The organism is Streptomyces sp. NPDC031340, from assembly GCF_055569945.1.
Genome location: NZ_JBVIIE010000071.1, coordinates 23304 through 43867, shown reverse-complemented (window position 1 = coordinate 43867; position 20564 = coordinate 23304). Strand labels below are relative to the sequence as shown.

Here is a 20564-nt window from a genome sequence, read left to right as displayed (position 1 = left end):
AGGGAGGGGAAGAGGGCCCCCCCCCCCCCCCGCGCCCCCCCCCCCCCCCCCCCCCCCCCCCCCCCCCCCCCCCCCCCCCCCCCCCCCCCCCTCGGCCGTGTACACGGCGCGCCCCGACGCGGCCCGGCACCCTCCGGGTTCGCCCGCTCCGACGCGGCCCGGCCGCGCCCCGTGGGCTCGGCCGGGCCGCGTAGCGGCGGGCGGCGCGTCGGGAGCACGGGGTGCGCCCGGCGGGCGGGGCGGCCGATGCGGGGCGCGTGCGACGGGCGGGACGGCCGACGCCGGGCGCGCACGACGGGCGGGACGGCCGACGCCGGGTGCGCACGACGGGCGGGACGGTCGATGCCGGGTGCGCACGACGGGCGGGACGGTCGATGCCGGGCGCGCACGACGGGCGGGACGGCCGATGCCGGGTACGCCCGGCGAGCGAATCGGCCAGTGCGGGGCGCCCTCGGCCGCCCTACGCGCCGGCCCGGCCGCCGGACGGCTTCGCGCGGGGCGCGGCGGCGCACGGCGACCGACTCGGGCCGGCACTGCACGCACGAGAGCCGACTCGCGGCACCACGCACGCCGGCCGACGCGGCGGCACGCGCGACGGGCGGGTGGCTGGGGCGTGGCGTCCGGCCGCGCGTGCCGCCGTCGGGGGACGCTTCGGGGGCGGGTCAGTCCGTCCGTGGGCGGACCAGGCCGGACTCGTAGGCGATCACCACCAGTTGGGCCCGGTCGCGGGCGCCGAGCTTGGCCATGGCGCGGTTGACGTGCGTCTTGACCGTGAGGGGGCTGACCTCCAGGCGTTCGGCGATCTCGTCGTTGGAGTGGCCGCCGGCGACCTGGACCAGCACCTCGCGCTCCCGCACGGTCAGCGCCTCCAGGCGTTCGGCGCGGGCCGGGTCGCGGTCGTCGTCCCCGGCGCCGCCCTGGGCCAGGAAGCGGGCGATCAGGCCCTTGGTGGCGGCCGGGGAGAGCAGGGCCTCGCCGCCCGCGGCGACCCGGATGGCGTTGAGCAGTTCCTCGGGCTCGGAGCCCTTGCCGAGGAAGCCGGAGGCCCCCGCGCGCAGCGACCGCACGACGTAGTCGTCGACCTCGAACGTCGTCAGGATGACCACGCGGACGTGGGAGAGGGACGGGTCGGCGCCGATCGTCCGGGTGGCCGCGAGGCCGTCGGTGCCGGGCATGCGGATGTCCATCAGCACCACGTCGGCCCGTTCCTGCCGGGCCAGCCGGACCGCCTCCGCGCCGTCGGACGCCTCGCCGACGACCTCCATGTCGGGCTCGGAGTCGACGAGGACGCGGAAGGCGCTGCGCAGCAGGGCCTGGTCGTCGGCGAGCAGGACGCGGATGGTCATGCGGGGTCCTCCGCGGTGCGGGGGCGGGGGGTCTTGACCGGCAGGATCGCGTGGACGCGGAAGCCGCCGCCGTAGCGGGGACCGGTGGTGAGGGTGCCGCGCAGGGCGGTGACGCGCTCGCGCATGCCGAGCAGTCCGTGTCCGCCGTCGTCCGGTCCGCCGCCTTCGCCCGGTCCGCCGTCCGCGCCGCCGCCGTCCTCGCCGCCGCCGTCGTCGAGGACGGTGACCTCGATGTTCGGTCCCACCCGGACCACGCTCACCTCGGCCTTCGCCGTGCCGCCGGCGTGCTTGCGCACGTTGGTCAGGGCCTCCTGGACGATCCGGTAGGCGGCCAGGTCGACGGCGGCGGGCAGGGTGGTGTCCTGGTCGGCGCGGGCGACCTCGACGGACAGCCCGGCGCTGCGGAAGGTGTCGACGAGTTCGTCGAGGCGGGCCAGGCCGGGGGCGGGTTCGGTGGGGGCCTCCGGGTCGCCGGACTGGCGCAGCAAACCGACGGTGGCGCGCAGTTCGTTGAGCGCGGAGCGGCCGGCCTCCCGTACGTGGGCCAGGGCCTCCTTGGCCTGGTCGGGCCGCTTGTCCATGACGTGTGCGGCGACCCCGGCCTGGACGTTGACCAGGGCGATGTGGTGGGCCACGACGTCGTGCAGGTCGCGGGCGATGCGCAGGCGTTCCTCGGCGACGCGGCGGCGGGCCTCCTCCTCGCGGGTGCGCTCGGCCCGCTCGGCGCGCTCGCGGATGGCCTGCACGGCGGCCCGACGGCTGCGGACGGCGTCGCCGGCGGTGGCGCCGATGCCGGTCCAGGCGAGGATGGCGACGTTCTCCTGGGCGTACCAGGGCAGGGGGCCGGCGAGCATCGCGGTGCCGGTGAGGACCGTCATGGTGAGCAGGCCCAGGCGCCAGGTGGTGGGCCGGTCGGTGGCGGCGGCGACGGTGTACAGGGCCACGACGGCGGACATGGCGACCGGGGCGCGCGGGTCGCCGGTGACGCACTCGACCACGGAGACGGTGACGGTGAGGGCCAGGACCGTCTTCGGGGCGCGGCGGCGGAAGACCAGGGCGAGCGCGCCGAGAGTCATCAGGAGGAGGCTGAGCGGGTCCGGGGTGCGCACGCCCCAGGTGACGCCGTCGCTGCCGCGGGGGTCCACGAACGAGCCGGCCACCATGCAGGCCAGGACCCCGGCCGCCAGTGCCGCGTCCAGCGCCAGGGGGTGCGCGGTCAGCCGGCATCTGGCGCGTTCGAGGGTGCTCACGCCTGCACAGTACGGGTGCCGGGCCGGCGCCGGAGCGCCCGGTGGCCGTGGCCGCTCCGCCCGTCCCCGGGGGTCGCCGTCCCCGGGGGCCGTCGGCCCGCCGGCGTCACCCGGGGATCAGCCCGTCGTCGCTCAGCAGTTCCCGGACTTCCTCCAGCGTGGCGTCCGGGGACGGCAGGATCAGCTCCGACGGTTCCAGGGAGTCGTCGGGGAGCGGGGTGCCGAGTTCGCGGACCTTGGACAGCAGGGCGTGGAGGGTGCGGCGGAAGCCGGGGCCGTCGCCGCTGTCCATCTCCCTCAGGAGCTCGTCGTCCAGGCGGTTCAGCTCGGCGAGGTGGCTGTCGGCCAGCCTCACCTGCCCCTCCCCCATGATCCGTACGATCACGTCGCCCTCCTCGGCGTGGGCCCCTACTGCTTGTCGAAGCGCGGGGTGTCCTGCGGCTGCTGCTGGGACCCGCCCTGACCGGTGCCGCCCTCGATCGCCTGGCGGTCGGCCGGGCCTCCGGCCAGCTCGGCCTTCATGCGCTGCAGTTCCAGCTCTACATCCGTACCACCGGAGAGCCGGTCCAGCTCGGCCTGGATGTCGTCCTTGTGCATGCCGGACTGGTCGTCCAGGGCACCGGAGGCGAGGAGTTCGTCGATCGCGCCGGCGCGGGCCTGCAGCTGGGCCGTCTTGTCCTCGGCGCGCTGGATCGCCAGGCCGACGTCGCCCATCTCCTCGGAGATGCCGGAGAACGCCTCGCCGATGCGGGTCTGGGCCTGGGCGGCGGTGTAGGTCGCCTTGATGGTCTCCTTCTTGGTGCGGAAGGCGTCGACCTTGGCCTGCAGGCGCTGGGCCGCGAGGGTGAGCTTCTCCTCCTCGCCCTGCAGCGTCGAGTGCTGCGTCTCCAGGTCCGTCACCTGCTGCTGGAGCGCGGCCTTGCGCGACAGCGCCTCGCGGGCCAGGTCCTCACGGCCCAGCGCGAGCGCCTTGCGGCCCTGGTCCTCCAGCTTGGACGACTGCTGCTGCAGCTGGTTGAGCTGGAGTTCCAGTCGCTTGCGCGAGGTGGCCACGTCGGCGACACCGCGGCGGACCTTCTGGAGCAGCTCCAGCTGCTTCTGGTAGGAGTAATCGAGGGTCTCGCGCGGGTCCTCGGCCCGGTCAAGGGCCTTGTTCGCCTTCGCGCGGAAGATCATCCCCATACGCTTCATGACACCGCTCATGGGCTTCGCGCGCCCCCTTCTGACGGACTTCCAGCTCCAGCTCTGCGACAGAACCCACAGTACGGGCCCTGCATCCATTGACGCACTGTTCGGGACGGATGGGCTCATCCCCGAGGACGACTGCGCCCGCCGACGCTCCGGCGTGAGGAGTAGGTGTCCCCCCGGGATGCGGAAGCGCGCACAACGTCCTCTCCTTGTCCCCTCTGTGTCCCCTCTGTCCTTTACATGACGACCGGCGTTGCCGGATCGTTCCCCGCCGGGCTGGGGAGCAACCCCGGGCACCCCGTACCCTTGGGCTTTGTGTTCCGTAGCCGTGCCAAGGAAGAGAAGGCCCAGGTCGCCGACAAGGCGCCGGTGACCGGCTCCAAGCAGCCCCGCGACCCGCAGGCCCCCAAGGGACGCCCCACGCCGAAACGCAGTGAGGCCCAGTCCCAGCGCCGCAGCGTCGCCAATACGTCGATGACGCGCAAGGACGCCGCAAAGCGCCAGCGCGAGGAGCGCCGCGCGGCGCTGGAAAGGCAGCGCCAGGCGCTGGCCGGCGGCGACGAGCGGTACCTGCCGGCCCGTGACAAGGGCCCGGTCCGCAAGTTCGCCCGCGACTGGGTCGACTCCCGCTTCAACGTGGCGGAGTTCTTCCTGCCGATGGCCGTGGTCATCCTGGTGCTGAGCATGGTGCCGGTGGGCTCGCTGCAGAACATCGCGCTGCTGCTGTGGCTCGTGGTGGTCGTGATGATCGTGCTGGACTCGATCCTCAGCGGCTTCCGGCTCAGGAAGCGGCTCGCCGAGCGCTTCCCGGACCAGGGCCGCCGCGGCGCGGTCGCCTACGCGCTCATGCGCTCCCTGCAGATGCGTCGGCTTCGGCTGCCGAAGCCGCAGGTCAAGCGCGGAGAGCGGCCCTGAGCACGACGTCTTCCCCCGGCGGCGCGGCGGATGCCCCGCCGAGCGTGCCGGACGAGCCGAACCGACCGGACGAGCCGGATGGACCGGAACGACCGAACCGACCGGACGAGCCGGATGGACCGGAACGACCGAACCGACCGGACGAGCCGGATGGACCGGAACGACCGGGCGGGCCGGACGGGCCGGACGGGCCGGGCTGTCTGCGCGACCTGGTACGGCAGGAGCTCGTCGCCCGGCAGGTCGACGAGCAGATCATCGCCCGGTTCCCGGTCGGGCGGCGGCTGCGGGTGCTCGACGTCGGGATGGGCCGGGGCGCGCAGACGCTGCGCCTGGCCCGGGCCGGGCACCGGGTGACCGGGGTCGAGCGGGACCCCGCGATGATCTCCGGGGCCCGTCAGGCGCTCGCCGCCGAGCCGGAGGGCATCCGGGAGCGGGTGCGGCTCCTCCAGGGCGACGGGCGGGACACCGGCGTGCACTTCCTGCCGGGCAGCTTCGACGTGGTGCTGTGCCACGGGGTGCTCATGTACGTCGAGGAGCCCGACCCGCTGCTGGCCGGGCTGGCGCGGATGCTCGCGCACGGCGGGCTGCTGTCGCTGCTGGTGTGCAACGGGGACGCGCCGGCGATGCGGCCGGGCCTCTCCGGCGACTGGGCGGGCGCGCTGGCCGCGTTCGACACCGCGGCGCGCTCCGCCGCTGCCGATCCCGACTCAGCGGGGGAACCCCCGTCCGGGCCCGGCCTGCGGGCCGACCGGCTTCAGGACCTGACGGCGACCCTGGCGGGGATCGGGGCGCCGCTGCACGCCTGGTACGGGGTGCGCGTGTTCACCGACACGGCGGTGGACCGGACCGGGGCGCCTGCCGACGTGGAGACGCTGCTGGCGGTCGAGGAGCGGGCCGGGCGGACGGACCCCTACCGCTCGGTCGCGGCGCTGCTGCATCTGTGCGGCGTGCGGGACTGAGCGTTGTCCAGTTGATCCACGTGATCCGGGTGATCCGGGGGTGAACAGCGAGCAGGGGGCGGCCGCCCCCTGCTCCCGTCGCGGGCGCGGGCGCGCCTACGCCTCCTCGGCGTGCAGGCTCATCGGGCCGTAGATCTCCGACGAGTCCTCGAACAGCCGCACCTGGTCCGCCCCGCCCTCGGCGAGGGCCTTCCAGTGCTCCCCGATCCAGGACTCGGCGTCCCCCTGCGTGGTGAACTCCTCGGGCTGCACCGCGGGCTGGACCTCCGCCCCGTCGGCCTTCTCGAACCGCCACGTCCACGCCACCATGTACGCCTCCCGTGTCTGGGCACCTGCAGGGCGGAAGCCGGATCACGGTCCGGCTTCCGCTGCGAAGCCTATGCGTTGCACCGGGCGCACCGGCACAGGGCCGCGGGCGGCCGGCGCGCACCGGCCGTACACGCCCGGTCGTGCGCTTCCGCACGCCCTCACCAGGCCGCCGTCACGCGGGCCCGGCGGTGACAGGCGAAAATCGCTTCGTGGAAGTGACTCTGCTCGGCACCGGTGCCCCCGCGGGACTCCCCCGCCCCGACTGTCCCTGCGCCGCCTGCGCCCGCGCCCACGGCCCCGACGCGCGGGCGGCGACCGCGCTGCTGGTGGACGGGACGCTGCTGCTGGACCTGACGCCGGGGGCGGTGTTCGCGGCCGCGCGGGCCGGGCAGTCGCTGGGCGGTGTGCGGCAGGTGCTGCTGTCGCATCCGCACGACGGGCCGGCCGTCGAGGTGCCGGCCGGGCTGCCGCAGCCCGCGCGGGTGCCGGACGGGCGGGAGCTGGCGCTGCTGACGGGGCACCGGGTGCGGGCGGTGGCGCTGGACGCGCCGGGCACCGGGTACGAGGTGAGCGGGCCGGAGGGGCAGCGGTTGCTGTACCTGCCGCCGGGGGGCGCGCCGGCGGGCACGGCGGCCGGCGGGGCGACGGCGTACGACATGGTGCTGGCCGACGTCGTGGGCCGGCCGGACGCGCTCGCCGGGCTGCGGGCGGCCGGGGCGGTGGGTCCCACGACGGACGTGGTCGCCGTCCATCTCGACCACGACGTGCCGCCGGGGGCGGAGTTGCGGCGGCGGCTGGCCGCGGCGGGGGCGCGGGCCGTGCCGGACGGGGCGACGCTCGTCGTGGGCGCCTACGAGGACGTGCCCGACGTGCCGCGGCGCACGCTGGTGCTCGGCGGCGCCCGGTCGGGCAAGTCGGTGGAGGCCGAGCGGCGCCTGGAGGCGTTTCCCGGCGTGCTGTACGCGGCGACGGGCGGCTCACGGGCCGGCGACACCGAGTGGGCCTCCCGGGTCGCCGCGCACCGGGAACGGCGGCCGGGTTCCTGGCGTACCGCCGAGACCTGCGACCTGGTGCCGCTGCTGGCCGAGGACGGGCCGCCGCTGCTGGTCGACTGCCTGTCGCTGTGGCTGACGGACGTGATGGACTCCGTCGGCGCGTGGGACGACGCGGTGTGGGCGGACGAGGGCGAGCGGGCGCTGCGGGGGCGGGTGCGGGAGCTGACGGACGCGGTGCGGGCGACCCGGCGCACGGTCGTCGCCGTGTCGAACGAGGTCGGTTCGGGCATCGTGCCGGCGACACCGTCCGGGCGGCGCTACCGCGACGAACTCGGGCGGCTGAACACCGCGTTCGCGGCGGAGTGCGAGCAGGTGGTGCTGGTGGTGGCCGGTCAGGCGCTGGTGCTGCGGGGGTGACGTACGGCCGCTCGCGGGTCGAACCCGCAGGTCGGAACGGGGCGGCGGCCCGGGGCCGTGGTCAGCGGCGCGCGATGACACGGCGCCCGGGTCCCAGGAGGTCCGCGAGGAGGGCGCGGACCGGGCGGGGCGGCGTGACGATCACGCAGCCCTGCGTCTCCAGGTGCGCGCGCACGCCGTCCGACCGCGGCCACGGCACCTCCACGAGCAGGTGACCGCCGGGCCGCAGCACGGCGAGGGCGGCGCGCAGTTCGGCGCCGGGGTCCGGCGGTCCCGGCGAGCGGTGCCGCAGCAGGGTGACGACGTCGTAGCGGGCGCGCAGCAGCGAGGTGATGTGCGGGTCCGTCACCTGTCCGGCGTACGCCTCCTCGACGCGGCCCGCGCGGCGGGCGTACTCGACGCGGGCGGTGGGGTCGATGCCGTCGAAGGCCGTGTAGGGGAAGAACTCCCTGGCGGCGTGCGGGAAGTCGGCGTAGCCCGTTCCCACGTCCAGCCAGCTCTCCGGTTCGGGCAGCACCCGCAGCAGCGCGCGGGCCGCGGAGCGGTGGCGGCGGCGCCGGTCGAGGGCGTGGACGCGGGTGCGCAGACGGTTCATGGGCGGCTCCCCAAGGCGTACGACAAACTCGACAAAAGGGAAAGTATGGGATCGCGATCTTGGGGGCAACGACGTCGGGTGCGCGGGGTGACCGTGTGGCGCGGCTCTGTTCGATCGGTGCCGGTACTGTTCGGCGAATGAGCTCGCTGAATCTCGACGACTTCACCGATCTGATCGAGCGCCCCGACGGCGGGGTGCGCCGCGACGCGGAGGCGCGCCGGGAGCGTCAGATCGTGCCGCCCGGATCGCTGGGCCGCCTCGACGACCTGGGTGAGTGGCTTTCCGCGGCGCAGGGGACCGTGCCGGTACGGCCGGTCGAACGGCCGCGCGTGGTCCTCTTCGCCGGCGACCACGGCATCGCGGAACTCGGGGTCTCGGCCCGACCCGCGGGCAGCGCGTCACGGCTGGTGCGCGAGGTGCTGGAGGGCGGCCGTCCGGTGTCGGTGCTCGCGCGGCGGCTCGGCGTGCCGGTGCGGATCGTGGACATGGCCCTGGACTGCGACCCGCGGAGTCTGCCCGAGGAGGTCGTACGGCACCGGGTGCGGCGCGGCAGCGGGCGGATCGACGTCGAGGACGCGCTGACCCCGGAGGAGGCCGAGGCGGCGTTCCGGGCCGGGATCGCGGTGGCCGACGAGGAGGCCGACTCCGGTACGGACGTGGTGGTGCTCGGCGACGTGAGCGTCGGCGGCACGACCCCGGCCGGGGTGCTGGTCGCCGCGCTGTGCGGCACCGACGCGTCCGTGGTGACCGGGCGGGGCGGGCTGGCGATCGACGATCTGGCGTGGATGCGCAAGTGCGCGGCGATCCGGGACGCGCTGCGCCGGGCGCGGCCCGTGCTCGGCGACCAGTTGCAGCTGATGGCCGCGGTGGGCGGCGCCGACCTCGCCGCGATGACCGGGTTCCTGCTGCAGAGCGCGGTGCGCAAGATGCCGGTGATCCTGGACGGGGTGGTGGCCGCGGCCTGCGCGCTGGTGGGGCAGCGGATCGCGTTCCGGGCGCCGGACTGGTGGCTGGCGGCGCACGACAGCGGGGAGCCGGGGCAGGCGAAGGCGCTGGACCGGATGGCCCTGGAGCCGCTGCTGTCGCAGGGGGTGACCGTGGGCGAGGGCGCGGGCGCGCTGCTGGCGCTGCCGCTGGTGCAGGCGGCCGCCGCGCTCGCCGCCGAACTCCCGGAGAAGCCGGCCCCCTCCGAAGCCCCGGACAACGCCGGGGACCCGGAGAACGCCGGGGACCCGGACAACGCCGGGGACCCGGACAACGCCGGAGACCCCGAGAACGCCGGAGACCCGGACAGCGCCGACGAGGGCGGACCGGAAGCCTCCGAGACCCCGGAACTCAACCCCTCCACCGAGGACGCCGGCACCCCGGGAACGGGACACGCAGCCGGAGCCACCGGCAACCCGTAGCGCTGATCACGACGATCGCGGGGGTGGAATCGCGAGTCGGCCCGCGCGGCAGAGAGGAGATGAGACAGTTCACAGAGGAATCGCCCATATGATACTTACTCATGGGAGATGCCCGAATTGCCACCCGGCGGCGAGCGGCCGCGTTCGCCGTCTGGTACCTGCGGGCCGTAGCGTTCGTCAACTTCCTCAGTGCGGTGTGGGTCTCCCTGGGGCAGGACGTGCGGCGGCACAACCAGGAGAACCTCTTCACGCCGTACCTGCTGACCGCCGGCTTCGCCTCCGGGGTGTTCACCGCCTTCCTGGCGATCACCATGCGGCGGCGCAAGCGGGCCGCGTGGATCCTGAACCTCGCCCTGGCCGGCCCGTTCCTCGCGCTGTTCGTGCTCGCCATGTCGCTGGAGGAGGTCCGCCGGTACGCGCAGAACTGGGTCTCCCTCGTCCTCACCGCCGCGTTCGTCGCCGCGCTGCTGGTCGGGCGGCGGGAGTTCTACGCCAAGGGTGACCGGTCCAACCCGAAGCTCGCGGCCGCTGTCGCGGTGGTCGGCACGCTGGTCTGCTCGCTGTTCGCCGCGCTGCTGGTGACGGTCACCAACCAGGCGCCGGACGCGGCCCGCTCGACGTTCGCGGAGCGCTGGCACTACGGCGCGCTGCGGCTGGTCTCGGTCGCCGTGGACGAGTCCCGCTTCCCCGGCATCGACGCGCCGAACTGGGCCAACGTCGCCATCAACGTGCTGAGCACCGCGCTCGTGCTGGCCGTCTTCTACGCCGCGTTCCGCTCCCGGCGCGCCGTCGACCCGCTCACCGAGGACGACGAGACGCGACTGCGGGCGCTGCTGGACCGGCACGGCGAGCGGGACTCGCTCGGCTACTTCTCGCTGCGGCGGGAGAAGAGCGTGGTGTGGTCGCCGACGAGGAAGGCGGCCGTCGTCTACCGGCTCGTCGGCGGCGTCTCGCTGGCCTCGGGCGACCCGATCGGCGACCCCGAGGCGTGGCCCGGCGCCATCGAGCCGTGGCTCGCCGAGGCGCGCGCGCACGGCTGGATCCCGGCGGTGATGGGGGCGAGCGAGGAGGCCGGGACCGTGTACGCGCGGCACGGGCTCGACGCGCTGGAACTCGGCGACGAGGCGATCGTCGAGGTCGCCGAGTTCACCCTCGAGGGACGGGCCATGCGGACCGTGCGCCAGGCGTTCAACCGGGTGCGGCGCGCCGGTTACACGGTGCGCGTCCGGCGGCACGGGGACATCCCCGAGGACGAGATGGCGTACCTGGTCGGGCGGGCCGACGACTGGCGGGACGGGGCGACCGAGCGTGGGTTCAGCATGGCGCTGGGGCGGCTCGGGGACCCGCGGGACGGGCAGTGCGTGATGCTCGAGTGCGCGGACGCCCAGGGGGAGCTGCGGGCGCTGCTGTCCTTCGTGCCGTGGGGGCCCAAGGGGCTGTCCCTCGACCTCATGCGGCGCGACCGCGACAGCGACAACGGGCTGATGGAGTTCATGGTGATCGAGCTGCTGCGCCGCGCCGGGGACATCGGCGTCACGCAGCTCTCGCTGAACTTCGCGATGTTCCGGTCCGTCTTCGAGCGCGGCTCGCGGCTCGGCGCCGGACCGGTGCTGCGACTGTGGCGGTCGCTGCTCAGCTTCTTCTCGCGGTGGTGGCAGATCGAGTCGCTGTACCGCGCCAACGCCAAGTACCGGCCCGTGTGGGAGCCGCGGTTCCTGCTCTTCGAGAAGAGCGCGGACCTCCCGCGGATCGCTCTGGCGTCGGCGCGCGCGGAGGGCTTCCTGGAGGCGCCGGGGCTGCCGAAGTGGCTGCACCGCAAGCACCTGGAGACGCACGGATGACGTCTCCCGCCCGCTGGGCCCGCGCCGAGTGGGGACGGCTGTACGTCGCCGTGCGGGAGCCGCTGCGGGAACGGCGCGCGCGGGCGGTGCCGATGACCGTGGGGGCGGTGTGCCTGACCGGACTGCTGCACTTCGCGCAGCACCGGTCGTGGGGGTACGGGCTGGTGCAGGACGCCGGGTCCGTGCGGGCCGCGGACCCGCTGTGGGCGGCCCTCCTGCGCACTCCCCTGTCGCTGTTCGTGCCGGCCCTCGACCTGCCCGCCTGGGGGGCGCTGGCGCAGGTCCTGCTCGTGTTCGGGCTCGCGGAGATCTGTCTGGGCCGGTGGCGGACGCTGGTCGTCGCGTACGCCACCACGCTCGCCGGCACGCTGTACGCGCGGGTGGGCATCGCACTCGGCCCCGGCGGCCCGCTGGGCCTGCCCCGGTCCGACGCCCAGGTCGTCGACACCGGCCCGTCGGCCGCCGTGGTGGGTCTCGCCGTGGTCCTCGGCCGGCGCTACGGCGCGCGGGTCACGGTCGGCGCGGTGGTGTGCGCGATAGTGCTGGAGGTCGCGCTGAAGGAGAACCTCGCCGGCAAGGAGCACCTCGCGGCGATCGCGGCGGCGCTGCTCCTCGCGCGCGGCCCCGCCTCCCGACCGGAGCCGGAGCTGGAGCCGCGGCCGCGGCCGCGCGGTGCGGGCGCCCCCGGCGGGCTGTGGTCACCGGCGCTCCAGGGCCCGGGTCGGCTCGGGGCCGGGTTTGCCGCCCAGCCAGTCCTGGAACGCCCGGCTCGGGCCCGACCAGCGGCGGTCGTGGTGGTAGGCGCGCAGGAGGGCGCGGGCACGGGCGCGGGGACGGTCGCGGTAGAAGCGGCGGGCCCACGGGGAGCCGGGGCGGGCCAGCCGGACGAAGCCGATCACGCCGACGAAGGGCACGATCACGCTGAAGACCGCCATCCGGACCTTGCCCTTGACCAGGACGGCCAGCGAGAACAGGAAGTCGACCACGACGGTCGCGATGACGCTGCCGCGGCTGTGCAGTTCCTGCTCGCTCATGTCGTTGACGCCGAACGGCGCGAAGCCCGCGAGTACCAGTCCGACCACGGCCGCCGTGAGCACGACGACCTCGACGCTCTGGCGGCCCTCCTCGGTCCAGTAGACGTCCTGGAGATGCAGGATCAGCGCGAACTCGTCGAGGACCAGGCCCGCGCCGATGCCGAACAGCACCGCGCAGACGGCCGCCCCGAAGCCGTACCGGCCGCTGGTGACCGCCCCGAAACCGCCGACGACGATGAGGACGACGCCGGGGACGACGTGGTGGATGTGCAGTCCGCCGGCCTTGACGTTGCCGAAGGGCCCCCGGCCCGCCCGGATGAGGCGGGTGATCGTCCGGGTGATCAGGAACGTCAGGACGAACGCGGTCAGGGCGAGGAGCAACGGCAGCTTGCCGGGCTCGACGATGTTCCGCTCCCACCAATGTCCCATATGGGAACTCTATCCACGGCCGCCTCCCGCGCCCTCCCGACCGCCGGGTAACCTGCGCCGGTGCCCGCACCCTCCACCGCTCCCGCCTGGCCGGACGGCCTCCGCTTCGCCTTCGGCACGCTCACCGCGCTCCCGGTCCGGGTGACCCGCTGGGACCGGGACGCGGCGCGCGCCGGCATGCTGTGCGCCCCGGTGGCCGGGGCTGTCGTCGGGGCGGCCGCGGCCGCGGCCGGCACGCTGCTGCTGCGGCTGGGCGCCGGCGCGCTGCTCGCCGCCGTCGCCTCCGCCGCCGTACCCGCCGTCCTCACCCGCGGCCTGCACCTGGACGGTCTCGCGGACACCGCGGACGGGCTGGGCAGCGGGAAGCCCGCCGAGGACGCCCTGCGGATCATGAAGCAGTCGGACATCGGCCCGTTCGGAGTGATCACGCTGGTCCTGGTCCTGCTCGCGCAGGTGGCGGCGCTGGCCCAGGTGTACGGCGGCTCGTGGGCCCGGGGCGCGCTCGCCGCCGCCGTCTCCGCGGCCGCGGCCCGGCTGGCGCTGACCCTGGCCGCGCGCACGGGCGTACCGGCCGCCCGGCCGGAGGGGCTGGGGGCCGCGGTCGCGGGCGTGGTCCCGGTGCGCCGGGCGGCGGGCGCCGCGGCCGTGGTGACCGGCGCGGCCGCCGCGGCCGGCGCGTGCTTCGGGACGTACGACGCCGTCCGCACCGCCCTCGCGGTGCTCGCCGCGGCCGGCGCCGCCGAACTCCTGCTGCGCCACTGCACGCGCCGCTTCGGCGGGATCACCGGCGACGTCTTCGGGGCGCTCGCCGAGACGGCCGCGACGGTTTCGCTGCTGGTGCTGTGCCTGGGGCGCTAATCTCTTCCGCCGTACACGGACACGGGATCGCGATCGGGGGACGACTGTGCCGAAACTCCGCCGTGCCACGGCCTGGCTGATCGACTTCGCGCTGGTGCTCGCGGCGGCCACCGGGCTGGCCGTGCTCACCTTCAACCGGATCTCCGCGCTCGTGGCCGACGTGCCCGACCTGGCCACCCGCGGCGGTTTCGACCTGCTGACCGCGCGCGGGGACGTCATCGGCGCCTCGCAGGACCTCGGGCTGTCGCTGTGGGGCAAGGCGGTGCTGTACGTGGAGGAGGCCTTCGGGCTGCTGGTCCTGGTCACGTTCCTCTACCAGTGGGGCTGCCTCGCCCTCGTGGGGCGCACCGTCGGCAAGGGCCTGCTCGGCCTGAAGGTCACCCGGTGCGCGCCCCGCCGCGCCGCGCTGCGCGCCGCCGTCACCACCGCCGCCGACATCGCGGTCTACGCCGTCGCCTGCGTGCTGCTGATCGAGGGGCAGTTCGTGCTGTCCGTGCTGGTGTGGGCGGTGGCCGTCGGCGTCTTCCTGCTCAACGCGCTGCCCGTGCTCCTCCCGGGCCGCCGTTCCCTGGCCGACCGGATGACCGGCACCACGGTCACCGGGGCCGGCGCCCCGGCCGGTGCGACGGCCGGCGCCACGCCCCTCGCCGCCGCTCCCTGAGGGGCCGGCGCCGCCCGGACCCGCACAGGCGGGAGCACTCCGGGGAAGCGGGGCTCGCGCGACGGATGTCCAGGACCCCGCCCCCGGGTGAACAATCGCGGGAACGAGCGGGCCCGCGCACGCGCGTAGGCTCGTCCGGAGTGTTCGCCGCACCGGGGAAGACCCCGCCGAAGCCGCACCCTCGGGCCGAACCGGGGTCGGCTTCCGGGCCCGGCCGGCCCACACCGTTCGACCCCAGCAACTTCACATCGGAAGCGAGATCTCACCACCGTGACTGCTCTCACTCTCAGCACCGCCGCGGCGCCCGGCCTGCGGGCCGACGCGATCGTGATCGGTGTCGCCAAGGGCGCCGAAGGCCCGGTCGTCGCACCGGGCGCGGAGGCCGTGGACAACGCCTACGACGGCGGACTCGCCGGCGTCCTGGACACCCTCGGCGCCACCGGCGCCGAGGGCGAGGTGACGAAGCTGCCGGCGCCGTCCGGCTTCAAGGCCCCGCTCGTGGTGGCGGTGGGCCTGGGCGCCGAGCCCGAGAAGGACGCCGGCTACGGCTCGGAGGCGCTGCGCAAGGCCGCCGGCGTCGCCGCCCGCGCCCTCGCCGGCACCCGGAAGGCCGCCTTCGCCCTGCCCGTCGCCGACGCCGGCGACGTCGGCGCGATCGGCGAGGGCGTGCTGCTCGGCGCGTACTCCTTCGACACGTACAAGGAGAACGGCAAGGACGCCAAGGGCAAGGGCAAGTCCAAGGCGCCGCTCGCCGAGGCCGCGCTGCTCGGCGCCCGGCCCCGCGACAAGGAGCACAAGGCGGCCGTCATGCGCGCCACCGCCGTCTCCGAGGAGCTCAACCGCGCCCGCGACCTGATCAACATGCCGCCGAACGACCTCGACCCGGAGGCGTTCGCCGCGATCGCGCAGGCCGCGGCCAAGGAGCACGGCATCAAGGTGCAGGTGCTCGACGTGAAGGCGCTGGAGAAGGGCGGCTACGGCGGCATCCTCGGCGTCGGCGCGGGCTCGGCGGCGGGTCCGCGGCTGGTGAAGCTGTCGTACACCTCCGCCAAGGCCGCCAAGCACCTCGCCTTCGTCGGCAAGGGCATCACCTACGACTCGGGCGGCATCTCGCTCAAGCCGGCCGGCCACAACGAGACGATGAAGTGCGACATGAGCGGTGCGGCGGCGGTCTTCGCCGCCGTGGTCGCCGCCGCGCGGCTCGGCCTGGAGGTCAACGTCACCGGCTGGCTGGCGCTGGCCGAGAACATGCCGTCGGGTTCCGCCACCCGCCCCGGTGACGTGCTGCGCATGTACAGCGGCAAGACGGTCGAGGTGCTCAACACCGACGCCGAGGGCCGGCTGGTGCTCGCGGACGCCCTGTGGGCCGCGTCCGAGGAGAAGCCGGACGCCATCGTCGACGTCGCGACCCTGACCGGCGCGATGATGCTGGCGCTGGGCAGCCGGACGTTCGGGATCATGGCGAACGACGACGCGTTCCGCTCCGCGGTGCACGAGGCGGCCGAGGAGGTCGGCGAGCCGGCCTGGCCGATGCCGCTGCCGGAGCACCTGCGCAAGGGCATGGACTCCCCCACCGCCGACATCGCGAACATGGGCGAGCGGATGGGCGGCGGCCTGGTCGCGGGCCTGTTCCTGCGCGAGTTCGTGGGCGAGGGCATCACCTGGGCCCACCTGGACATCGCCGGCCCGGCCTTCAACGAGGGCGGCCCGTTCGGTTACACGCCCAAGGGCGGCACGGGCACGGCGGTGCGCACGCTGGTGCGGCTGGCCGAGCTGACGGCGGCCGGCGACCTCGGCTGACGAGCGCCGTGCGCGACGGGGCCCCGCACGCGGGTAGGGCGGGGCCCCGTCGCCGTGCGCTCGGCCGAACGTGGGACGTCTCACACCCCGGCCCGGCGTCTCGTCGGGTCCCGACAAGTGCGAAGATGGGGCACGGCAGGACAGGGCCCCCAACCACAGGGCCGAAGCAACAGCGGCCGGACACCAGCCGCCGACCGGTCAGCGACGACCGGCGTGGCGCACATGCATGGAGGACGTGACGTGGCGAACGACGCCAGCACCGTTTTCGACCTAGTGATCCTCGGCGGTGGTAGCGGTGGTTACGCCGCGGCCCTGCGCGGGGCGCAGCTGGGCCTGGACGTCGCCCTGATCGAGAAGGACAAGGTCGGCGGCACCTGCCTGCACCGGGGTTGCATCCCCACCAAGGCCCTGCTGCACGCGGGCGAGATCGCCGACCAGGCCCGCGAGAGCGAGCAGTTCGGCGTCAAGGCCACCTTCGAGGGCATCGACGTCCCGGCCGTGCACAAGTACAAGGACGGCGTCGTCGCCGGCCTGTACAAGGGCCTGCAGGGTCTGATCGCGTCCCGCAAGGTGACGTACATCGAGGGCGAGGGCCGGCTGTCCTCCCCCACCTCCGTCGACGTGAACGGTCAGCGCGTCCAGGGCCGCCACGTCCTGCTGGCGACCGGCTCCGTGCCGAAGTCGCTGCCCGGCCTGGAGATCGACGGCAACCGCATCATCTCCTCCGACCACGCCCTCGTCATGGACCGGGTGCCGAAGTCGGCGATCATCCTGGGCGGCGGTGTCATCGGCGTCGAGTTCGCCTCCGTGTGGAAGTCCTTCGGCGCGGACGTCACGGTCATCGAGGGTCTGAAGCACCTCGTCCCGGTCGAGGACGAGAACTCCTCCAAGCTCCTGGAGCGCGCGTTCCGCAAGCGCGGGATCAAGTTCAACCTCGGTACCTTCTTCCAGAAGGCCGAGTACACCCAGGACGGTGTCAAGGTCACCCTCGCCGACGGCAAGGAGTTCGAGGCCGAGGTGCTGCTCGTCGCCGTCGGCCGCGGCCCGGTCTCGGCCGGCCTCGGCTACGAGGAGCAGGGTGTCGCCATGGACCGCGGCTACGTCCTGGTCGACGAGTACATGCGCACCAACGTACCGACCATCTCCGCGGTCGGCGACCTGGTCCCGACGCTCCAGCTGGCGCACGTCGGCTTCGCCGAGGGCATCCTGGTGGCGGAGCGCCTGGCCGGTCTGAAGACCGTCCCGATCGACTACGACGGTGTCCCGCGGGTGACCTACTGCCACCCGGAGGTCGCCTCCGTCGGCATCACCGAGGCCAAGGCCAAGGAGATCTACGGCGCGGACAAGGTCGTCGCTCTCAAGTACAACCTGGCGGGCAACGGCAAGAGCAAGATCCTGAACACCGCGGGCGAGATCAAGCTCGTCCAGGTGAAGGACGGTGCCGTGGTCGGCGTCCACATGGTCGGCGACCGCATGGGCGAGCAGGTCGGCGAGGCCCAGCTGATCTACAACTGGGAGGCCCTGCCGGCCGAGGTGGCCCAGCTCATCCACGCCCACCCGACGCAGAACGAGGCGATGGGCGAGGCCCACCTGGCCCTCGCGGGCAAGCCGCTGCACTCGCACGACTGACCCTCGGTCGACGAACGCGACGACTCAGACTTCCGCAATTCGTTAGGAGCAACCGAAACCATGGCGGTTTCCGTAACCCTTCCGGCGCTCGGCGAGAGCGTCACCGAGGGCACCGTCACCCGCTGGCTGAAGGCCGAGGGTGAGCACGTCGAGGCCGACGAGCCGCTGCTCGAGGTCTCGACCGACAAGGTCGACACCGAGATCCCCTCGCCCGCCGCCGGCATCCTGGCCTCCATCAAGGTCGCCGAGGACGAGACCGTCGAGGTCGGCGCCGAGCTGGCCGTCATCGACGACGGCACCGGCGCCCCCGCCGCGGCCCCCGCCCCGGCCGCCGAGCAGGCCCCGGCCCCCGCTCCGGCGCCCGAGCCGGCCCCGCAGGCCGCGGTCCCGTCCACCGAGCAGGCCGCCCCCGCCCCGGCGCCCACCGCCGAGGCCGCCGCCGGCGCCGGCACCGCCGAGGGCACGGACGTCGTCCTGCCCGCGCTCGGCGAGTCCGTCACCGAGGGCACCGTCACCCGCTGGCTGAAGTCGGTCGGCGACTCCGTCGAGGCCGACGAGCCGCTGCTCGAGGTCTCCACGGACAAGGTCGACACCGAGATCCCGGCGCCCGCCTCCGGCGTGCTGCTCGAGATCGTCGTCGGCGAGGACGAGACCGCCGAGGTCGGCGCCAAGCTCGCCGTCATCGGCGCTCCGGGCGCGGCCCCGGCCGCCGCTCCGGCCCCGGCCGCCCCGGCTCCGGCGCCCGCCGCCGAGGCCCCCGCGGCCCCGGCTCCGGCTGCTGCGGCCCCGGCTCCGGCTGCTGTGGCCCCGGCTCCGGCTGCCGCAGCTCCGGCCGCCCCCGCCGCTCCGGCTCCGGCTCCGGCTCCGGCTCCGGCTCCGGCACCCGCCGCCCCGGCCCCGCAGGCCCCCACGGCTCCGGCCCCGCAGCAGGTCACCACCCCGGCCCCCGAGCCGGTCCCGGCCGCTCCGGCGCCCGCGCCCGCCCCGGCCGCCCCGGCCGCCCCGGCTCCGGCCGCGGTCGCCGGTGACGAGGGCGCCTACGTCACCCCGCTGGTGCGCAAGCTCGCCGCCGAGAACGGCGTCGACCTGTCCACCGTCAAGGGCACCGGCGTCGGCGGCCGCATCCGCAAGCAGGACGTCATCGCCGCCGCCGAGGCCGCGAAGGCCGCCGCCGCCGCTCCGGCCCCGGCCGCAGCCCCGGCGGCCAGGAAGGCGCCGGCCCTGGAGGCCTCGCCGCTGCGCGGCCAGACCGTCAAGATGCCGCGCATCCGCAAGGTCATCGGCGACAACATGGTCAAGGCCCTGCACGAGCAGGCGCAGCTGTCGTCGGTCGTCGAGGTCGACGTCACGCGCCTGATGCGGCTGCGCGCCCAGGCCAAGGACTCCTTCGCCGCGCGCGAGGGCGTCAAGCTCTCCCCGATGCCGTTCTTCGTCAAGGCCGCCGCGCAGGCGCTGAAGGCCCACCCGGTCATCAACGCCCGGATCAACGAGGCCGAGGGGACCATCACCTACTTCGACACCGAGAGCGTCGGTATCGCGGTGGACTCCGAGAAGGGCCTGATGACCCCGGTCATCAAGCACGCCGGCGACCTCAACATCGCGGGCATCGCCAAGGCCACGGCGGAGCTGGCGGGCAAGGTCCGCGCCAACAAGATCACTCCGGACGAGCTGTCCGGCGCGACCTTCACCATCTCCAACACCGGTTCGCGCGGCGCGCTGTTCGACACGATCATCGTGCCGCCGGGCCAGGTCGCGATCCTCGGCATCGGTGCCACGGTCAAGCGTCCGGCCGTCATCGAGACCGAGGAGGGCACGGTCATCGGCGTCCGCGACATGACCTACCTGACCCTCTCCTACGACCACCGGCTGGTGGACGGCGCCGACGCGGCCCGTTACCTGACCGCGGTCAAGGCGATCCTGGAGGCCGGCGAGTTCGAGGTCGAGCTCGGCCTCTGACCCCCGGGTGACACCTGGGTGACCCCCGGGACACCCCAGCAGTACGTACGACGCCCCCGTCCGGGCCTTCCGGGCGGGGGCGTCGCGCGTTCCCGAGGGGGGCGGCCGGGGGGACACCGCTGTGTAAGTCTCGTCTCACCTGCGTCAAAGCGCCCCCGTGCGCCTCTCCACAAGCCGTTTCCGGCCTTATTGTCTAATCGTCAAACGCACCCGGGGTTCCGCCCGCCGCCCGACCGCCGCCCGTCCGCCAGGCCCTCGGGCCGCAGTACCGGATTCGGAGCCCTCTTCTAAGGAGCACTCATGACCGCGCCCGTCGTCCACTCGCTGCGCGAACAGATCCGCGAGCACATCGTGGAAGGGATCGTCAGCGGGCGCTGGCAGCCGGGCGAGCGGATCGTGGAGCGCCGTATCGCCACCGAGCTGGAGGTCAGCCAGACGCCGGTGCGGGAGGCGCTGCGGGAGCTGGAGTCGCTGCGGCTGATCGAGTCGGCGCCCAACAAGGGCGTGCGGGTGCGCAACCTGACGGCGGCCGACCTGGAGGAGAGCTACCCCGTGCGGGCCGGCCTGGAGGCGATCGCGGCGGAGCTCGCGGCCGACAGCCTGGCGGAGGACTGCTCGGCGCTGGAACCGCACGTCGCCGCGCTGTACGAGGCCGACCGCAAGGCCGACGGCACGGCCCAGGTGCGGCACACGGTGGCCTTCCACCGGGAGCTGGTGCGGGCGGCCGGCAACTCGGTGCTGCTGCACACCTGGGAGGGCCTGGGCATCGAGGTCTTCACGGCCCTGTCGATCCGGTGGCTGGGGACGGTGCAGCAGTCGTACGCCGAGGAGCACGAGGAGCTGGTGCAGGCGTTCCGCCGGCGTGACCCGAGGATCGCCGAGCTGGTGAAGGCGCACGTCCTGGGGGGGGGGGGGGGGGGGGGGGGCTGGGGGGGGGGGGGGGGGAGGGGGGACGGAAAAAAACTCGATCTTATGC

The 20564-nt window shown here is 74.6% G+C and carries 17 protein-coding genes and 2 pseudogenes; 12 read left to right on the top strand and 7 right to left on the bottom strand.

Annotated elements, in window-relative coordinates:
* Positions 1 to 662 precede the first annotated feature (662 nt).
* The 4 genes from ACZ5GT_RS36110 to ACZ5GT_RS36095 form a co-directional block, all read right to left on the bottom strand.
* On the bottom strand, positions 663 to 1346 hold the full coding sequence (locus ACZ5GT_RS36110; RefSeq protein ID WP_469034979.1) for a response regulator: 684 nt from the start codon (positions 1344 to 1346) through the stop codon (positions 663 to 665).
* Complete coding sequence (locus ACZ5GT_RS36105; protein ID WP_469034977.1) at positions 1343 to 2596, bottom strand: sensor histidine kinase; 1254 nt, start codon at positions 2594 to 2596, stop codon at positions 1343 to 1345. Before ACZ5GT_RS36105 ends, ACZ5GT_RS36110 begins: the two co-directional genes overlap by 4 nt.
* Before the next feature lie 106 nt (positions 2597 to 2702).
* Positions 2703 to 2981 carry a PspA-associated protein PspAA gene (gene pspAA / locus ACZ5GT_RS36100; RefSeq protein WP_469034975.1) on the bottom strand — a complete coding sequence of 93 codons (279 nt, stop codon included), beginning with the start codon at positions 2979 to 2981 and terminating at the stop codon, positions 2703 to 2705.
* Between the two features lie 23 nt (positions 2982 to 3004).
* Positions 3005 to 3787, bottom strand: coding sequence for a PspA/IM30 family protein (locus tag ACZ5GT_RS36095; RefSeq protein ID WP_469034974.1), 783 nt, complete (start codon positions 3785 to 3787; stop codon positions 3005 to 3007).
* 237 nt (positions 3788 to 4024) lie between these two features.
* Here ACZ5GT_RS36095 and ACZ5GT_RS36090 point away from each other — a divergent pair, with 237 nt between their 5' ends.
* On the top strand, positions 4025 to 4699 hold the full coding sequence (locus ACZ5GT_RS36090; protein ID WP_469034971.1) for a DUF3043 domain-containing protein: 675 nt from the start codon (positions 4025 to 4027) through the stop codon (positions 4697 to 4699).
* A gap of 200 nt (positions 4700 to 4899) precedes the next feature.
* Complete coding sequence (locus ACZ5GT_RS36085) at positions 4900 to 5658, top strand: class I SAM-dependent methyltransferase (protein ID WP_469034982.1); 759 nt, start codon at positions 4900 to 4902, stop codon at positions 5656 to 5658.
* Positions 5659 to 5754: 96 nt separating this feature from the next.
* Here the strand turns inward: ACZ5GT_RS36085 and ACZ5GT_RS36080 are convergent, their stop codons facing one another.
* Positions 5755 to 5967, bottom strand: coding sequence for a hypothetical protein (locus tag ACZ5GT_RS36080; RefSeq protein WP_351895948.1), 213 nt, complete (start codon positions 5965 to 5967; stop codon positions 5755 to 5757).
* Between the two features lie 209 nt (positions 5968 to 6176).
* Here ACZ5GT_RS36080 and ACZ5GT_RS36075 point away from each other — a divergent pair, with 209 nt between their 5' ends.
* Complete coding sequence (locus tag ACZ5GT_RS36075) at positions 6177 to 7379, top strand: bifunctional adenosylcobinamide kinase/adenosylcobinamide-phosphate guanylyltransferase (RefSeq protein ID WP_469034969.1); 1203 nt, start codon at positions 6177 to 6179, stop codon at positions 7377 to 7379.
* Between the two features lie 61 nt (positions 7380 to 7440).
* On the opposite strand, the gene ACZ5GT_RS36070 is transcribed toward ACZ5GT_RS36075, so the two are convergent.
* Positions 7441 to 7974: a methyltransferase domain-containing protein gene (locus ACZ5GT_RS36070; protein ID WP_469034967.1), complete on the bottom strand. Its 534-nt coding sequence runs from the start codon at positions 7972 to 7974 to the stop codon at positions 7441 to 7443.
* A 137-nt stretch (positions 7975 to 8111) separates the two neighbouring features.
* Here ACZ5GT_RS36070 and cobT point away from each other — a divergent pair, with 137 nt between their 5' ends.
* From cobT to ACZ5GT_RS36055, 3 genes and pseudogenes are all read left to right on the top strand, one after another.
* Positions 8112 to 9380: a nicotinate-nucleotide--dimethylbenzimidazole phosphoribosyltransferase gene (gene cobT / locus ACZ5GT_RS36065; protein ID WP_469034965.1), complete on the top strand. Its 1269-nt coding sequence runs from the start codon at positions 8112 to 8114 to the stop codon at positions 9378 to 9380.
* A 101-nt stretch (positions 9381 to 9481) separates the two neighbouring features.
* A complete protein-coding gene (locus ACZ5GT_RS36060) occupies positions 9482 to 11221 on the top strand; it encodes a phosphatidylglycerol lysyltransferase domain-containing protein (RefSeq protein WP_469034963.1) in 1740 nt (579 codons plus the stop codon).
* Positions 11218 to 11907, top strand: a pseudogene (locus ACZ5GT_RS36055) (hypothetical protein); the annotation flags it as partial. The gene ACZ5GT_RS36060 and the pseudogene ACZ5GT_RS36055, both read left to right, overlap by 4 nt.
* Before the next feature lie 12 nt (positions 11908 to 11919).
* Here the strand turns inward: ACZ5GT_RS36055 and ACZ5GT_RS36050 are convergent.
* Positions 11920 to 12684: a hypothetical protein gene (locus tag ACZ5GT_RS36050; protein ID WP_469034961.1), complete on the bottom strand. Its 765-nt coding sequence runs from the start codon at positions 12682 to 12684 to the stop codon at positions 11920 to 11922.
* A 60-nt stretch (positions 12685 to 12744) separates the two neighbouring features.
* On the opposite strand from ACZ5GT_RS36050, the gene ACZ5GT_RS36045 reads away from it, so the two are divergent.
* The 6 genes and pseudogenes from ACZ5GT_RS36045 to ACZ5GT_RS36020 all read left to right on the top strand — a co-directional run.
* Complete coding sequence (locus ACZ5GT_RS36045) at positions 12745 to 13542, top strand: adenosylcobinamide-GDP ribazoletransferase (RefSeq protein WP_469034959.1); 798 nt, start codon at positions 12745 to 12747, stop codon at positions 13540 to 13542.
* A 46-nt stretch (positions 13543 to 13588) separates the two neighbouring features.
* Positions 13589 to 14203, top strand: coding sequence for an RDD family protein (locus ACZ5GT_RS36040; RefSeq protein WP_469034956.1), 615 nt, complete (start codon positions 13589 to 13591; stop codon positions 14201 to 14203).
* A 270-nt stretch (positions 14204 to 14473) separates the two neighbouring features.
* Positions 14474 to 16003 (top strand): leucyl aminopeptidase, encoded by a 1530-nt coding sequence (locus ACZ5GT_RS36035; protein WP_469034954.1) that lies wholly within the window; start codon positions 14474 to 14476, stop codon positions 16001 to 16003.
* A 240-nt stretch (positions 16004 to 16243) separates the two neighbouring features.
* On the top strand, positions 16244 to 17632 hold the full coding sequence (lpdA, locus tag ACZ5GT_RS36030; protein WP_360752279.1) for a dihydrolipoyl dehydrogenase: 1389 nt from the start codon (positions 16244 to 16246) through the stop codon (positions 17630 to 17632).
* A 60-nt stretch (positions 17633 to 17692) separates the two neighbouring features.
* Complete coding sequence (gene sucB / locus ACZ5GT_RS36025) at positions 17693 to 19588, top strand: 2-oxoglutarate dehydrogenase, E2 component, dihydrolipoamide succinyltransferase (RefSeq protein ID WP_469034952.1); 1896 nt, start codon at positions 17693 to 17695, stop codon at positions 19586 to 19588.
* A gap of 300 nt (positions 19589 to 19888) precedes the next feature.
* Positions 19889 to 20494, top strand: a pseudogene (locus tag ACZ5GT_RS36020) (GntR family transcriptional regulator); the annotation flags it as partial.
* Positions 20495 to 20564 lie beyond the last annotated feature (70 nt).

Coding starts and splice junctions, on each gene's coding strand:
- ACZ5GT_RS36080 (WP_351895948.1), bottom strand. CDS start 5,967: ATGGTGGCGTGGACGTGGCGGTTCGAGAAGGCCGACGGGGCGGAGGTC.
- cobT (WP_469034965.1), top strand. CDS start 8,112: ATGAGCTCGCTGAATCTCGACGACTTCACCGATCTGATCGAGCGCCCC.
- ACZ5GT_RS36095 (WP_469034974.1), bottom strand. CDS start 3,787: ATGAAGCGTATGGGGATGATCTTCCGCGCGAAGGCGAACAAGGCCCTT.
- ACZ5GT_RS36050 (WP_469034961.1), bottom strand. CDS start 12,684: ATGGGACATTGGTGGGAGCGGAACATCGTCGAGCCCGGCAAGCTGCCG.
- ACZ5GT_RS36070 (WP_469034967.1), bottom strand. CDS start 7,974: ATGAACCGTCTGCGCACCCGCGTCCACGCCCTCGACCGGCGCCGCCGC.
- ACZ5GT_RS36110 (WP_469034979.1), bottom strand. CDS start 1,346: ATGACCATCCGCGTCCTGCTCGCCGACGACCAGGCCCTGCTGCGCAGC.
- ACZ5GT_RS36060 (WP_469034963.1), top strand. CDS start 9,482: ATGGGAGATGCCCGAATTGCCACCCGGCGGCGAGCGGCCGCGTTCGCC.
- ACZ5GT_RS36090 (WP_469034971.1), top strand. CDS start 4,025: ATGACGACCGGCGTTGCCGGATCGTTCCCCGCCGGGCTGGGGAGCAAC.
- sucB (WP_469034952.1), top strand. CDS start 17,693: ATGGCGGTTTCCGTAACCCTTCCGGCGCTCGGCGAGAGCGTCACCGAG.